We start from the raw sequence: 14,667 nt of genomic DNA on the forward strand, positions 1-14,667 counted from the left end.
AATGCAAAACGAACAGTATCACATTTTGGTAATAGATGATAATGCAGACATTCTGTTTATGATAAAAGCCATGTTGGAAATGAAGGGATATAAAATAACTGCAAAAGACAGTCCCGAAAACATTGAAATTTTTATAGAAACGATTAAACCCGACCTGGTACTGATGGACATGCTCCTGTCTGGAGCTGATGGCCGGGAAGTGTGTAAAAATTTTAAAATCAACAAACAAATATCTCACGTGCCCGTTATAATGATCTCGGCCCTGCCGGATGCAGCTGCCAGTTGCATCGAATCGGGTGCTGATTATTTCCTGGGTAAACCCTTTGAAATGAAAGATTTATTTCAAACCGTAAGTTCCGCTTTATCAGCGGTAAATACTTAATGGTTTAATTGGCACATCTTTGTAGTATTCATTCATGTAAAAAATAAAAAGGTTATGAAAAAAGTATTCACGATTCTTTCAATGGCAGGTTTGCTGCTTGCAACAAACGCTTTATCTGCGCAGGATAAAAAAGAAGATAAAAGTAAAAGACCCAGTCCACCAGCAAAGGTTACACAAACACTTGCGTCAGGGGCAGTAATTAGTATAGATTATAGCCAGCCTTCTGTAAAAGGCCGTACCATTGGTAAAGACCTTGAACCAAAGGGCGACGCGGTTTGGCGCACGGGAGCCAATGAAGCCACCGTATTTGAGACAAGTAAAGCAGTGAAGGTAAATGGACAAGCTTTGCCAGCAGGCAAATACGGACTATTCAGTATTGCCGGAAGCGGAGAATGGACGATCATTTTTAATAAAACATGGAAGCAATGGGGTGCCTTCGATTATAAAATGGCAGACGATGCTTTGCGAGTAAAGGCAACTGCTACAAAAGCTGCGGCCTTTGCGGAAAAAATGACTTTTACAATTGGTAAAGACGGATTAGTTACATTGCTTTGGGGCGACCACCAGGTAACTTTCAAGGTGGAGTAATTTTTTATCTGAAAAAATTAAAAATAAGTTTTACAACGTGCAACATGGTTTGCACGTTTTTTTATGCACCTATGCTACACAGGAGTTTGGCATGGCATTCTCTTATTCATTAAAAAACATTGTATGAACAAAGAACCAAACCCCATAACGGAGCACGAAGAAGTTGCTAATAATCCGGATAATAAAATCGACCAGGATTTTAAAGGTTTTCCACATGGCGCCGCAACCGAAAAAATGATCAATCCATCTACCAAAGAGGAGAAAAAAGTAGCTGCCGTAAACATCACAGACGGAGAAAAAGTTAATAAAGATTCAACGGAAAAAGATGAGCAGGAATCCGATGGATCTGGCGGTGCTTTTGGCGCTACAGAAAATATGGAAGATGATTAACAATGCTTATTTTAACGGATGATACGTTTTAACTGCATGCTGCAATACTTCGTTTTTATCAAGCGTCATATGTTTGGTTTGATGATTTTGAAACAGCTGCATCTGGTCTTTGTAATGAGGTGAGTCAGCATGGCTGGAAGCTCCGAAAGTATTGACTGATTCTATTACCGGCAACCCGGTTTTAGGATATCTGACAAAACAAATATAGGCATCTCCAATAGTTATTTTTACAATGCCATTTTTATAAGGTGAAGTGTATGCTGCCGCCAGTACATCAGGTAAACCACTTGCTGGCCGGGCATCTTCCCCCCGTACCAGTTTCTGAATATCTCCCAGTACAAGATCGGTGCGCTTGAAATGCTGCATCATATAATCGAATACATATTGGTAAGCGCCAACGCTTTCTGCATGAGTGACGGGCCTTGGTGCAACACCTGATAATTTTTTTGCAAAGTAGTCGTATACCAGCAAAAAAACCGCTGCGCCTTTACTGTCAGCGGAACCGCTGTGATCCCACTGCTGCAGGTTTTGTATCACATCTTTCAGAAGAGGATAAGCATTGGCTTCCAGCTGCATCATGCTGTCGATAGCATAGGCAAATTGCAACGTTTCGGGATACCGCTGATCAAATTTGATTTGCTTAAAATGTTCATAATCCATTTTACCGGTGCCGGTCATTAGTTTCTTCAAAACGCTTGCTCCGGTTGTTATCAAATAATTCGTATCCATCTTTGGAATCGTACATTGACGGCTTCAGGTTATATGCACCATCTGTTGCTAGAAAAGGGGAATGGTTCGTATTGAATAAATATCCCGAAGTGGGATTAATGTATTGCGGCAAGGCTGTCACCGGTTTAAATTCTTTCCACAGAGTGGCGTTTGTATTACCGGGAACGGTACTATGCCAGTTGTATGTTGGGTTCGGATTCCGTACAGGAATTTTGCCATTGCTGATATAAAAAATAGTGTCATACCGGTCAGCGTACATAATGTTAAACATGGGGAGACTTACCATGCTAAGGGCTTTATAAAACTCAGTAAAGTTTTTTGCTTTGTTCATGCGGTACCATTCTTCCAATGCTTTACAATCCATATTGGCACCAAGTCTCAGGCTGAATACACCCTGCTTTGTTTTTATCGTTGCACCATATTTGCTCCAGTATAATTTTTTACCAATAGCAAACGGAATGCCCTTGACACGCAATTTGGCTTTGCTTACTTCCAAATCGATCCAGGCGCTGTCAAACTTATATTGATTGCTGTTTTCAGGATTTATCTGTAATTGAAACACATCAATTTTATCCTGGTTGTTTACTGTATGTGCCCAGCCTAAATTTTCATTGGTGCCGTGAAAAATAAGACATCCTCCCGGAAACAAACCACCGAGCATATTCCAGCCTTCTTCGCTTTGTACATGCGCTTCATAAAATGCGGTAGGGCCTTCAACGGGCTGGTGTGCATTGATGGCTAAAAAAGCTTCGCCGGTGGTGGTACGGGATGGATGAAACGCAAATGCGTTGGAGCCCTGTGAAGTAAATCCAGCAGTTGCAATTTTGCCCGATAATATTTGAGGCAATACATGGTCAACGCCGCAAAAAATACTGATGGAAAAAACCACTGCAGTAAGGTATTCTTTTTCATTAAAAGGAAATGCTTTTTTATACTTTACCTGGCCCGGAAAGGCAGTGGCGTAAGCATTCAATCCACTAACGTAGCCTTTTACAAGTGCCACAAAATCCGGGCTTAAAGTGTTCCATTGGTCATCTACCAATTGCCTGCACCTAAGCAGTTGTACCACATAATCTGCCTGTGCTCCTTTTTTGCCTAAAGCGCTGCCCAGCATGGCTTTACCCGAAAGTACCACCAGCTGTAAAGTTTCAAAATCATCTTCAGCATGTGCCCATGCCAGGCCATAAGCAACCTCCGCATCCGTAGGTGCAAAAATATGAGGCACACCAAAACTGTCTCTGGCGATGGTGATATTGACAGGGTTTATTTGCGCAGTAACAGCAAAGGGGAAAAGCAGGATCAGTAAGCAAAATAATTTCATACCCCAATGTAAATAAAACTGTTGTTAAACGAACCGTGACCTTATTAATATTTTAATAAACCAAGCTCTGGTTGTGCATATTTATACACTTTAAAATACAGGGTTGTTTTTGTTTGATTTACACCGGCTAACTTGGAAATACGGTTGATAAAATCCACCAGGTGTTCGTTGTTGCGGCACATCACATCCACTTCAAGGTCATGGTCACCAGATGTACCTGCAAGGAAACTGACTTCGGGCATTGTGCTGATCTTCCTGGCTACTTTATCAATCAATGTTGCCGGCCTTACAAACACGGCAATTTGTGCATAAGAGTTAAAACCCACTTTGTCAGGGTTTACCCTGCCGATGATATTGACCGTGCCGTCTTCAATCAATTTATTGCAACGGGTGCGAATGGTTCCGATGGACACCTTCAGGGTTTCTGCCATTACAGTAAATGACATCCTGCCATCTTCCTGCAGGCAGGATAGAATAGCAAAATCCAGTTCGTCCAGTGCGGCCAGGTTTTTTCTTTCCATACTAAGTTATTTTAGGCACACAAATATCTGCCTAATAAATATAAATTTACTAGCTATTTGGCTATTAACTAAAATATTTTTAAATTACTGTTTCATTTCTGCAAAATTTTTAGTAAACACAAATTATGAAATACGCCCCGGTTCAAAATTACGTCAATGGTCAGTTTGTAGCTGCCACGTCTTCCCGGCAGCTACCGGTAATTTCTCCGTTGGATGGAACGCACTTATCAGTCGTTCCGTTATCAGCGCAATCCGATTTGGATCATGCGGTAGCCGCTGCAAAAAAAGCTTTCCCCGGCTGGAGCAAAACGCCCATCAAAGAGAGGGTGCAGGTATTTTTTAAATACAAATCTCTACTGGAAAAGCATCTGGACGAACTGGCCAAATTGTGCAGTGAAGAAAATGGAAAAACGTACGGCGAGTCAGTTGCTGAAATAGAAAAATGTATCGAGCTCACAGAATTTGCTACCTCATTACCACAACTGGTAACGGGCGAAGTGCTGGAAGTAAGCAGGGGAGTAGAATGCAGAACAGAGTATGTTGCCGTCGGCGTTGTGGCTTCTATCGTGCCATTTAATTTTCCGGCAATGGTACCCAACTGGACGATACCCAATGCCATTGCTTTGGGCAATTGTATGATATTAAAACCGTCGGAAAAAGTACCGCTGACATGTGGAAGAATTGCGCAGTTATTGAAAGAAGCAGGCCTGCCTGATGGCGTATTGAATATCGTACACGGAGATGATACAATGGTGAATGCGATCTGCGATCATGCTGGCATTGAAGCCGTTTCTTTTGTTGGATCTACCAAAGTTGCGAAGCTGGTATATCAGCGGGCTACCGGTAATTTAAAACGATGCCTGGCACTCGGTGGCGCAAAAAATCATTTGCTTGTTTTGCCGGATGCGGTTGCCGGTATGACGGCGCAGAATGTAGTTGCCAGCATGAGCGGCTGTGCCGGCCAGCGTTGTATGGCTGCAGGCGCTATGATTGGCGTTGGAAATGTAGATCATATCATTGATAAAATTTGTGATGAAGCCCGTAAGATTATTCCGGGTGAGAATTTAGGTGCAGTAATCAATAGAGCATCGCAGGAAAGAATAGAAAGACTGATTACCGAAGCGGAGGCACAGGGTGCAAAAGTGTTGGTTGATGGACGGAATGCAAAAGTGGCTGGCAAAGAAAATGGCAGTTATGTAGGCCCGACGGTAATTGATTTTGTTACACCCAGTATGGGCGTGGCAACAGAAGAAGTTTTTGGTCCTGTAATTTCTATCATGCGCACCAACACGGTGGATGAAGCATTGGCAATTGAAAATGCCAATCCTTATGGTAATGCGGCCAGCGTATTTACACAAAACGGGGGCATGGCACGCTACATAGTTGACAGGGCCAGTGCGGGCATGACGGGTGTAAACGTGGGCGTGCCTGTTCCACGAGAACCATTTAGTTTTGGAGGATGGAATGAAAGCAAATTTGGTGTAGGCGATATCACTGGCAAAAGTTCTATCCAATTCTGGACCAGGCTGAAGAAAAGCACAGCGAAATGGAATGCAGAAGCCGGGGTGAACTGGATGAGTTGAAACGCTATTTTGAGACGGTTTTAATTTGAGTCAATCGCCATAAAACCACACTTTAAATTTTAAACATAATATAATTGTATGCAAACGCAAACAGTTTCACAAACACAGGAAATTATACAGGATAATCTTGACTACACTCTCTTTTCCTGGAGTAAACAAAAAGGCATTGATCTCATCGCGGTAAAATATGGTGAAGGCGTTTACCTGTATGATTATGATGATAAACGCTACATCGATTTTTCATCGGGATTGATGAATGTAAATATTGGTCACGGCGACCAGCGCATTACAGATGCAGTTGTTCGGCAGATGCAGCAGATCAGTTATGTTACACCCAGTTGTGCTACCAAAGCAAGAGGTGAGCTTGGGAAAAAGCTGGCTTCCATTTGCCCCGGTAATCTAAACAAAGCCTTCTTTACACTATGCGGTGCAACCTCCATTGAGAATGCCATTAAGCTCGCCAGGTTGTACACAGGGCGGCATAAAATTTTAACCCGCTACCAATCATATCATGGTTCCAGCAATGGCGCCATGACGGCCAGCGGTGATCCGAGAAAACTATTGTCAGACGCACAGCAAGCGCCTAATTTTGTGCACTTTGATTTACCCAATGCCTACCGTTGGGAGTACGGCAAAGAAAATTTATTGAAAGAAGCTGTGGCTTCACTTGAGCGCATAATTGCGTATGAAGGGCCTTCTAATATCGCGGCTATTTTGCTGGAAGGAGAATCCGGGTCTTCGGGTTGCCTTAAATATCCTGAAGGTTATTTGGCAAAACTGAGCGCACTGTGTAAACAGCATGGAATTTTACTGATAATGGATGAAGTGATGAGTGGTTTTGGCCGCACCGGGAAATGGTTTGGTTTTGAACATCATGGTATTGTGCCGGATATGATTGCAATGGCCAAAGGACTCACCTGCGGCTACTTACCTTTCGGTTGCCTGATGGTGAGCGATACCATTGCAGCAAAATACGATGACAATATGCTGCCACTCGGATTGACGTACTCAGCGCATCCTGTTTCCTGCGCTGCCGCACTGGAAACACTGCAGATTTATGAGACTGACAACCTCATAGAAAACGCCGCTGACATGGGCAGGTATATAGAACAACGGGTGGAATTGCTGAAACTGAAGCATCCGTCTATCGGGGACTTTAGAAATACCGGTTTGTTGGGTTGCATTGAACTGGTAAAAAACAGGGTAACCAAGGAACCAATAGCACCTTTTAACGCCATCCCTGCACAAATGGAAGTAATGAATAAGGTAGCTGCCAAAATCAAGGCGCTGGGAATGTATACCTTCACCCGCTGGAGTTATATTTTTATTGCACCGCCGCTTTGTATTACCAAAGAACAGATCGATGAAGGTCTCGCCATTATAAGCGAAGCAATTAGTATTGCAGATGCTTATGTACAGTAAATATGCTGCTTTTTAAATAGTAGCCTTAAACAATAAACCCCGCAAGCGCGGGATTTATTGTTCTGTATCAAAATCTGAACATCATTCATATTTCAGCAACCTCAGGTAATCATTTTCAATTAAAAAGTTGGCTAACTGACCGTTCAATTTTTTACTGCCATGTGCCTATTCAAAAAGAGGAACAATTACTTTAATCAACTTTTTAAAGTTTTGTTCGTAGGTAACTTCATATACCCGTTGTTCTACCAGCCTGCCATGCATTCCGGCAATATCATAACCGGTTTCTTCTGAACCTTCTACCAATTTAACAGACTCAAAGCCACTGATTTTTTCTTTGAAACTCTTGTCAATGGCTTGTTTTGTCATTAAATGCGCCTGCGGATTGCCGTCATTTTTTGGATCCAGATCCATATTTTTTGCAAAGTTACTGAGCCGTACCACCTTCTTAACAGAACTGTGCATGTGGGTAACGGTACCATCATTATCTATTGTAACTCTAACAATGCCCTGGTCGTGATTTACGGTTGGTACACCATTGATTTCCTGCTTGAACTGTACAGTAGTATCGGTAATATATTCTTCTCCTTTTTGATGAATGTCTTTTGTATTACCACCAGCAGTAACGCCCAGCCGTATCATATCAAATTTTAATTTTTGGCCATGATCCAGGTCGTGTTTTTTAATGTGATTTTCTGCAATTTTGATCGCTTCTTTTTCATCCAGTCTTTTTTTATTCTTATAGTTGATGTTGGCCAGTTTGATATTGAGATGGCCCTGTTCATTCAGGCTGACCATTTTATCTTTTGACTGAACCGAAAAAACACCATCCTTGCTTAATCCGGCAACCGGGTTTTGAAGTCCCAGTGTTTTTGCAATCATGTTTACTTCATCCTGTTCAAAGGTTACATGCGCCAGTTCTGCCACCATTAATTTTTCAGGAACCATCCTGTTACGTGCGGCAATGGAAGCCGCGTAATACCAGCGCCACTGGTACCAGTTGCGTGCAACCGCAGACCAGTTGAAGAAGCGTTCGTTGTACAAGATGTTGGAGGCCTCTGTTGCATTGGCACCCGAGGCAACCACGCTGGGAGACTGGTTATGGTAAATATCCCAGCTGGCATTTAACCATGCCGTTGAAAATGATTCACCGCTTTTCCAGTGGTTCCAAAAATTCGAGCCATAGTTACCACTGTCAATACTGGTTGTTTCAAAACCAAACAGCATTCTAAAGCCAGGGTTGCTGTCATCTGCCCACCAGGTACTGATAGGGGTTAAGCCACCACTGACCCTGCAGGAAAGACAGGTTGACCAGAAAACATAGCGCACCCGCTGGTTGCCAAAAAAGGCTTTGTTATTGGAGAAGAACCAGCTTTCATTATTCCATTTGCCTCCCATGGGTGCCTGGAAAACACCACCAGACGTCATGTTGCCATGGCCTGAATGATAAAAAATACATACCGCATCTACGCCATAAATATTTTGCCAGTGATCGTAAGGCTCTTCGTACAGCCAGGTTTTTACAGCGCCGTCTCCATACCAGTAATTGGCTGTGTACCAGTTATTCAGGTAAGTGTAAAAGCCTCTTGCATCTGCATGGGTTGCATGCAAATCAGAATTGTGGTTGCCGAAAACACCGGAAAAATCCTGGATGCTGCAAAGTCCTAATAAATTATTGGCTGCAGCAGGAGCAGTTGGCGCCTTTTTGTTTTCATCATCCAAAACAGCTAGCGGAGACATCAGCGATTTAATGATCAGCTGTTCTGATGCGAGCAGATCGTGTTTTGTTACTTTGGGTTTTGTTTGCATAATGTTTAATTTTTCAGATTTAAATAAGAAATAAAAAAACGGTTGCTGTCAGCCCTTTTTCAATGACAATTGAATCGGGTATTTGGGGATGTGTCAGGGAAATTCAAGCTATGAATATCTCAAATGCAAAATGTATAATCCGACGGCTGAAAAGAGTCTTTTGGCAAGTAGCAGATGAGAATATGGATGCCTGTGACAAAAATAAACGCAGAGTTGACCGAAGTCCAAAACTATTTCGCCAAAAACATTTCACGTACAGGGAAGGTTATTTTTTTACAGCATCCAACATATATTTTGAAATGCAGTGGGGTACAGGAACAGGGAAATTATCGTCAATAAAAAGAATTTTATCAGCTTCATTAATGCCTGCAAAATGTGAGCGGTTTAAAAGATAAAATTTATTTAACCGGATAAAGTCCCCACCAGGCAGTATACCCAACAGATCTTTTATAGTACAATGCCTGCTCATCCATTTTTTTTGTTTTCCATAGCTGATAAGGGCTTTTACATAATGATCGGCACTTACAACAAAACAAATCTGTTCCGGCCGTGCCCAGAAATATTTTTCTTTTTTTTCTTCAAAGCGTATTACCGGAAGACCGGCGGAAAAGAGTGCTGATACGTTTTTTGCCAGGTGCTGCAGGCCGATGGCTGTTTTGTTCAAAGAGATGGTTTGCATAAAGAAAAGTTTTCAATTTTAAACAATAAAAAAAACAGGATAACTGGATCTAAATGGGGTACTAAAATAATATTTTATTTTTTGGATACATAGCAAATATGACTTTATTTATGTTCTGGCGACTTGATAAAACGGGCGATGAAATAATTACAACTCTCTGGTTGATTACAGGTAAATCTTCAGATGCAAGGTGCAGGCTGCTTTTAACGCCTTTAAAGAATAGCCGGATCATCTATCTATAAGGGTAAGTGATAACAGTCGATAACCCAAAGCAAAAAGCCACGCATTTTTGCGTGGCTTTTTTATAATTTACTTTGCTATCAGGCATTTACAGCCTGGTGAAGATCCCTGTATTTTTTAATCAGGTTATGGGCAGTTCTTAATGTTGACTGTTGATTTGTAATCAACTGCCTTGTTTCTGTACTCATTTCAGCATCTGAAGCCAAAGCACCATTGTACGCTTTCTGCGCAGCATCTTCGCCAAATTCGCATGATTCTAAAACAGACTGACGATCATGACCGGTGAAGGTTGCTTTCACATCCATCCATGCACGGTATAACTTACCACTTGTTGTGGTGTCTGTTGTTGCTTCACCCCCAAATTTATTCACTTCCTGTGTTAATTCTGCAGCGTATTTCCGGCTGTCATTTGCCAAACTGTGAAATATAGACTTTAAATCTACATCCAAATCTTTAGTCTCTTCAAGTGCTCTTTCATAACCTCTGACACGGTCATTATTAATTTCGATAAGGTCATTTAAAACCTCTACAATTTTTTCATCTGTTTGCATAAAATATAAATTTAGAATTAGTTAGAAACCAAAATGGTGCCATTCAAATTACAGGTTGTATTAACAATATTTACGGTCAATTTTTTACCTATCTTCATCCCGGTTGGGGAAAAAATACCTGTTTAATTTTGTGATGAAAAAATAACAGAATAACAGCGTAATTTGCCTCTATGAAACAATGTTTAACATTTGTATTTGCCATCTTTTTTTTATGTAATTGTACGCAAAAAAAATACAGCACACCACATGTGCTGATCACCACCAGCTATGGAGATTTGGTAGTGGAGCTGATGCCTGTTAATGCACCGATATCTGTTGCAGCTTTTTTATCTTATGTAGACTCAGGGTTTTACAAGAACGGATCTTTTTACAGGGTATTGAGCAATGATAATGTACCTAAGCAATATAATACCGGCTTAATCCAGGGAGGGCTATTCACTCACAACCAGGCCCTCCTGGATCGTATTCCTGGTATTGCTCATGAACCTACTTCCGTCACTCATTTATCTCATACCAATGGAACTATTTCATTGGCAAGAACAACTCCCGGAACAGCCAGCACAGAATTTTTTATTTGTGTAGGAGATCAAACGCAATTCGACAGCAACCAGTCTGCCGATAGCCTGGGCTTTGCAGCGTTTGGAAAAGTGGTGGAAGGAATGGATGTGGTAAGACAAATTCAGAATAATCCCAGTCGCGGAGAGTATTTTACGGTTCCTATCCGCATTGAAAATATAAAGAGATTGTAACCGGCAGAGAAGTTGAATGCCTGCGCCAATTACCTGCATTATTATAAAGTGAGCTTTTGTGAGCACGGTGATTTTTACAATTGAAGTACAAGTCTATTTATAAAATCAATCTCGTCTTGGGTTAACGACACGTGGATTGCCCTGGCATTTTGAACTGCCTGCTCTTTATTCCTTGCTCCAACTAAAGCGATCGTAATGCCGGGCCTTTGCAACGTCCATTTAATAACCAATTGCGCAAGGGTAGCATCTTTGCTGTCGGCTATGGGTTTTATTTTTGCCAGGAAGGCATTGGTTTTTATAATACTTTCCTCTGTAAAATATTTATTGGCTGCCCGGTGATCACCTTTGGCAAATTTATAACCTGGTGTTATTTTGCCTGAAAGTAAGCCACGCTCTATAGGGCTATAAGCCAGGATAGACTTGTGATTTGCTATGCAATATGGAACAGTCTCCACTTCTATACCCCGGTTTACCATACTAAACGGAACCTGGTTGCTTACCAGTTGTATCGTTTGCTCAGCTTCTGCCATTTGTACTGCATTGTAATTGCAAACGCCTGCATACCTTACCTTTCCCTGTTTTATCAATGCATCCACAGCTTCCATCGTTTCATGAATGGGCGTAGTAATATCCGGCCAGTGAATCTGGTACAGGTCGATGTAATCTGTGCCCAAACGCTTCAGGCTGTCCTCACATTCTTTGATAATGCTTTCTTTGCCGGCGTATTTATAAATATCGATGTCCTCTCCCTGGTTGTTTTTGCTTTTAAACGCCAGTGTTCCTTTTGCAAGATCCCAGCGCATACCAAATTTGGTTAGCAGCTGAATTTTATCTCGTGGAAAATCTTTGATGGCTTCACCAACGATCGATTCACTATCGCCCTGCCCGTAGATGGGCGCTGTATCAATAGAAGTAACACCTTCGTTGTATGATGACCTTATGGCTTCAATTGCATCGTTGCGGTCGGTTTTGCCCCACATCCATCCGCCCGCAGCCCAGGCGCCAAATGTAATTGCGGATAAACTGAGCGATGAATTGCCAAGGTTTCTGTATTCCATATTTAAAAGTTAATGAGTAGCTTGAGTTTGAATATTTTTTGAAGCAACAATTAAGCCGACCGGGCATTGCTTTAACGTGGGCGAGAGATGATCTATTAAACTGAAAGTCTTAATGCAAGGTAGGTTGCCTGATTATGGCTTTGCTTTTACAATTATATTATTGCCTTCTTAATGTTGTGGTAAATGTCGCTTGTTGACGCAAAGTAGCAGAAACGCCTCCCGTATTTAATATACTATCTTTTGCGAAAGATGAGGATAAGGTCAGCAGGGTATCACCAGTGATATGAAACTTATATCCAGCTGCACTCACGGGTGTTGCAGATCCTCCGGGCATAGTTCCTGTCGTCAATGCGCCTGCCGAAAAATATACTGAATCACTACCAATAATTTTATATTGGCTTGCTGAACTGGTGGGAGGTGCAGTAAAAGACACAGGTTGACTAGTTGTATCCACCAATTGCCCTGCTTCGTAAGACGCAACAAGCACATTGGTTGTCACTGAGTAACCTATTCCTTGTGAACTGGCAATGCTATCAGAAAAAATTACAGTACCTGATGCCTGAATACTTGTATAATCAGAAGTAGCCACCGTAGACATATACATCCCACCATAATTAGCTGATGTGGTGGCATTTGTATGCGCTGTCATACCCAAAAATTTCCAGCTGCCTTTAAGCGGGTTTGTGTCATTTCCAGTAGTGCTGTCTTCTTTTTTGCAGGAGTAAATAATTAAAGAGGTAGTAAGGATGGCTAGAATAAAAGTCTTTCTCATAAATTCAAATTAACAGGATAAACAACAATTGGTATACAGTAATATTACGTAAACATATTAAAAATAGCAATACCCATTGCCGGTATTGATTAATTTTTAAGTGTAACATACAGTTTGGAATATTAAAAACAGCCCGAACATAAAGCAGGCAGTATAGAAATACCGCCTTGTTAACGATTGCTTGCCATATAAAAATGGACGTCACGGATGGATTCGAACCATCGTAAAAAGTTTTGCAGACTTAAACCTAACCACTCGGCCACGTGACTGTTTGGATGCTTGCGCACCTTTATTAAATAACCTATGTACCGCAGTTGTACCCGTGATTTTTTCATTGCAAAACTAAGGGGTAAATATTAGTCTACCAAATTAATAGACTATTTATTTTTGTACGATCAATTTCTAAAGGCCCGGTATGCGGAGGTCATGGTTAATGAAAAGCGGTGATATTCAGACTTTCGCTTTGGACAAAGTTCAACAAAGGTATGCCGTAAAAGAGGGCGACGCAACGATGATCCACAAAGGTTGTTAGCCCGGACCCAAATTTTTGTGCATGGATTTAAAATTTAAATGCCTTCTACAATCAGCAGTCTATAATAAACAAATAAAACAAAAATGTTTTTACACAACTCCCGCCAGTTCAAGGCTTCGCTTGCTTATTTTTTTATAATCAATATTTTCTATCACCGCATCGGGGCAAGCTATCAAGGAAATGCCTGCCTTTTTCCACCAGTCAGATTTAAATAAATTCGCTGCATGCACCACGCCAATAAGCCAGCTGTAATTAAACTCATTGTGCCATTCTTCTATCCACTCAAAATCTTTTTTATTGAGCTTTTCAATGTTGTCAACGCTCACAAAAACTTTTAAATAATAGTCGTTGCTCAGCACCGTATCGGTTTGATGTGCAATTTTTTTGTACTCGTATTTATAATCATAGCGCAAGGCAGAGATATCACTGAGTACCGCAGAGGCGGTAGGAAATGCGCCGGCACCTTTGCCTTTAAAAAAATGTTTGTCTGCGAAACTGCTTTCGGTTGTGATGGCGTTGAACTCGTTGTGCACATGGTATAAGTCATCCGCTTCGGTTACAAATTGCGGCAAAACAAAGGCGGCTAATTTTCCATCAGCAAGCTTTTGTGCATTGGCCACCAGTTTAATACTGTACTTTTTTTCTTTGGCAACGGTGGCATCCTGCAAAGAAATATTGGTGATGCCATTGAAGATAAATCGGTCTGTTTTTGCGATGATGCCAAAGCTGTGCGCCAGTAAAATGCTGAGTTTATTGGCCGCGTCAAAACCGCCGATATCCAGTGTGGGATTGCTTTCTGCAAAACCAAGCTGTTTGGCCAGTAGCAAGGCTTCATTAAATTCTACCTGCTCCTGGAATATTTTGGTAAGTATAAAATTGGTTGAGCCGTTGATGATACCGCGGAAAGATTGGAGCAAGTCATTGTCGTAATATTCTTCCAGGTTGCGGATGATGGGCATGCTGGCGCAGCAGGCGGCTTCGTATAAAAATGGCGTATTGTATTTTTGCTGCAGGGCATAGAGTTCTTCAAAATGTTCTGCAATCATTTTTTTATTGGCGCTTACTACTGCCTTGCCGTTTTCCAAGGCCTTTTTTACAATCAGGTAGGCGGCGTCTGCATCATCAATCAGTTCAACAATTACGTTGATGTTTTCATCATCCAGTAAAACGTTTGCATCAGTTGTAAAATTTTCTGAGGCAATACTTCTTGGCTTGCTGTTATTTTTAATACATATTTTTTTGATGGATGCCTGTAAGGTGGGTGTGCTGTGCAATACATCGTGTAAGCCTTTGCCTACAACGCCAAAACCAAACAGGCCGATACAGAGTTTATTAGTTGACATG

15 protein-coding genes and 1 tRNA gene are annotated in these 14,667 nt (G+C 41.5%); 6 read left to right on the forward strand and 10 right to left on the reverse strand.

What is annotated here, in order from left to right; genetic code table 11:
- Position 1: 1 nt before the first annotated feature.
- The 3 genes from JWR61_RS16405 to JWR61_RS16415 all read left to right on the forward strand — a co-directional run bounded on the left by JWR61_RS16405 (position 2) and on the right by JWR61_RS16415 (position 1,360).
- Positions 2 to 382, forward strand: a complete 381-nt coding sequence (locus tag JWR61_RS16405; RefSeq protein WP_301928833.1) for a PleD family two-component system response regulator — start codon at positions 2 to 4, stop codon at positions 380 to 382.
- A 54-nt stretch (positions 383 to 436) separates the two neighbouring features.
- The gene (locus JWR61_RS16410) at positions 437 to 970 is read left to right on the forward strand and encodes a DUF2911 domain-containing protein (RefSeq protein WP_290335570.1); all 534 of its coding nucleotides are present in this window, start codon (positions 437 to 439) and stop codon (positions 968 to 970) included.
- 123 nt (positions 971 to 1,093) lie between these two features.
- Positions 1,094 to 1,360: a hypothetical protein gene (locus JWR61_RS16415; protein WP_301928834.1), complete on the forward strand. Its 267-nt coding sequence runs from the start codon at positions 1,094 to 1,096 to the stop codon at positions 1,358 to 1,360.
- A 6-nt stretch (positions 1,361 to 1,366) separates the two neighbouring features.
- Here JWR61_RS16415 and JWR61_RS16420 read toward each other — a convergent pair whose 3' ends face one another.
- Genes JWR61_RS16420 through JWR61_RS16430 form a run of 3 tightly spaced genes read right to left on the reverse strand, consistent with a single transcriptional unit; the run spans position 1,367 to position 3,931 of the window.
- The gene (locus JWR61_RS16420) at positions 1,367 to 2,050 is read right to left on the reverse strand and encodes a penicillin acylase family protein (RefSeq protein WP_301928835.1); all 684 of its coding nucleotides are present in this window, start codon (positions 2,048 to 2,050) and stop codon (positions 1,367 to 1,369) included.
- Entirely contained in the window at positions 2,022 to 3,410 is a 1,389-nt protein-coding gene (locus JWR61_RS16425) for a penicillin acylase family protein (protein ID WP_301928836.1), read from the reverse strand. Before JWR61_RS16425 ends, JWR61_RS16420 begins: the two co-directional genes overlap by 29 nt.
- A gap of 44 nt (positions 3,411 to 3,454) precedes the next feature.
- The gene (locus JWR61_RS16430; RefSeq protein WP_301928837.1) at positions 3,455 to 3,931 is read right to left on the reverse strand and encodes an Lrp/AsnC family transcriptional regulator; all 477 of its coding nucleotides are present in this window, start codon (positions 3,929 to 3,931) and stop codon (positions 3,455 to 3,457) included.
- A 125-nt stretch (positions 3,932 to 4,056) separates the two neighbouring features.
- Here JWR61_RS16430 and JWR61_RS16435 point away from each other — a divergent pair, with 125 nt between their 5' ends.
- Positions 4,057 to 5,514: a CoA-acylating methylmalonate-semialdehyde dehydrogenase gene (locus JWR61_RS16435; protein ID WP_301928838.1), complete on the forward strand. Its 1,458-nt coding sequence runs from the start codon at positions 4,057 to 4,059 to the stop codon at positions 5,512 to 5,514.
- A 78-nt stretch (positions 5,515 to 5,592) separates the two neighbouring features.
- Positions 5,593 to 6,936 carry an aminotransferase class III-fold pyridoxal phosphate-dependent enzyme gene (locus JWR61_RS16440; protein ID WP_301928839.1) on the forward strand — a complete coding sequence of 448 codons (1,344 nt, stop codon included), beginning with the start codon at positions 5,593 to 5,595 and terminating at the stop codon, positions 6,934 to 6,936.
- Positions 6,937 to 7,101: 165 nt separating this feature from the next.
- Here the strand turns inward: JWR61_RS16440 and JWR61_RS16445 are convergent, their stop codons facing one another.
- The 3 genes from JWR61_RS16445 to JWR61_RS16455 form a co-directional block, all read right to left on the reverse strand.
- The gene (locus JWR61_RS16445; RefSeq protein ID WP_301928840.1) at positions 7,102 to 8,742 is read right to left on the reverse strand and encodes a DUF6345 domain-containing protein; all 1,641 of its coding nucleotides are present in this window, start codon (positions 8,740 to 8,742) and stop codon (positions 7,102 to 7,104) included.
- A gap of 265 nt (positions 8,743 to 9,007) precedes the next feature.
- The gene (locus JWR61_RS16450) at positions 9,008 to 9,421 is read right to left on the reverse strand and encodes a LytTR family transcriptional regulator DNA-binding domain-containing protein (protein WP_301928841.1); all 414 of its coding nucleotides are present in this window, start codon (positions 9,419 to 9,421) and stop codon (positions 9,008 to 9,010) included.
- A 320-nt stretch (positions 9,422 to 9,741) separates the two neighbouring features.
- On the reverse strand, positions 9,742 to 10,212 hold the full coding sequence (locus JWR61_RS16455) for a PA2169 family four-helix-bundle protein (protein ID WP_301928842.1): 471 nt from the start codon (positions 10,210 to 10,212) through the stop codon (positions 9,742 to 9,744).
- Between the two features lie 170 nt (positions 10,213 to 10,382).
- Here JWR61_RS16455 and JWR61_RS16460 point away from each other — a divergent pair, with 170 nt between their 5' ends.
- Positions 10,383 to 10,961, forward strand: coding sequence for a peptidylprolyl isomerase (locus JWR61_RS16460; RefSeq protein ID WP_301928843.1), 579 nt, complete (start codon positions 10,383 to 10,385; stop codon positions 10,959 to 10,961).
- Between the two features lie 74 nt (positions 10,962 to 11,035).
- Here the strand turns inward: JWR61_RS16460 and JWR61_RS16465 are convergent, their stop codons facing one another.
- From JWR61_RS16465 to JWR61_RS16480, 4 genes are all read right to left on the reverse strand, one after another.
- Complete coding sequence (locus JWR61_RS16465) at positions 11,036 to 12,019, reverse strand: aldo/keto reductase (RefSeq protein WP_301928844.1); 984 nt, start codon at positions 12,017 to 12,019, stop codon at positions 11,036 to 11,038.
- 157 nt (positions 12,020 to 12,176) lie between these two features.
- Positions 12,177 to 12,791, reverse strand: a complete 615-nt coding sequence (locus JWR61_RS16470) for a hypothetical protein (protein ID WP_301928845.1) — start codon at positions 12,789 to 12,791, stop codon at positions 12,177 to 12,179.
- 195 nt (positions 12,792 to 12,986) lie between these two features.
- Positions 12,987 to 13,060, reverse strand: a tRNA-Cys gene (locus JWR61_RS16475).
- 352 nt (positions 13,061 to 13,412) lie between these two features.
- Positions 13,413 to 14,666, reverse strand: coding sequence for a homoserine dehydrogenase (locus JWR61_RS16480; protein ID WP_301928846.1), 1,254 nt, complete (start codon positions 14,664 to 14,666; stop codon positions 13,413 to 13,415).
- Between the last annotated feature and the right edge of the window lies 1 nt (position 14,667).

Origin of the sequence: Ferruginibacter sp. (genome assembly GCF_028288465.1) — a bacterium.
In the GTDB taxonomy this organism is placed as follows: domain Bacteria; phylum Bacteroidota; class Bacteroidia; order Chitinophagales; family Chitinophagaceae; genus Ferruginibacter.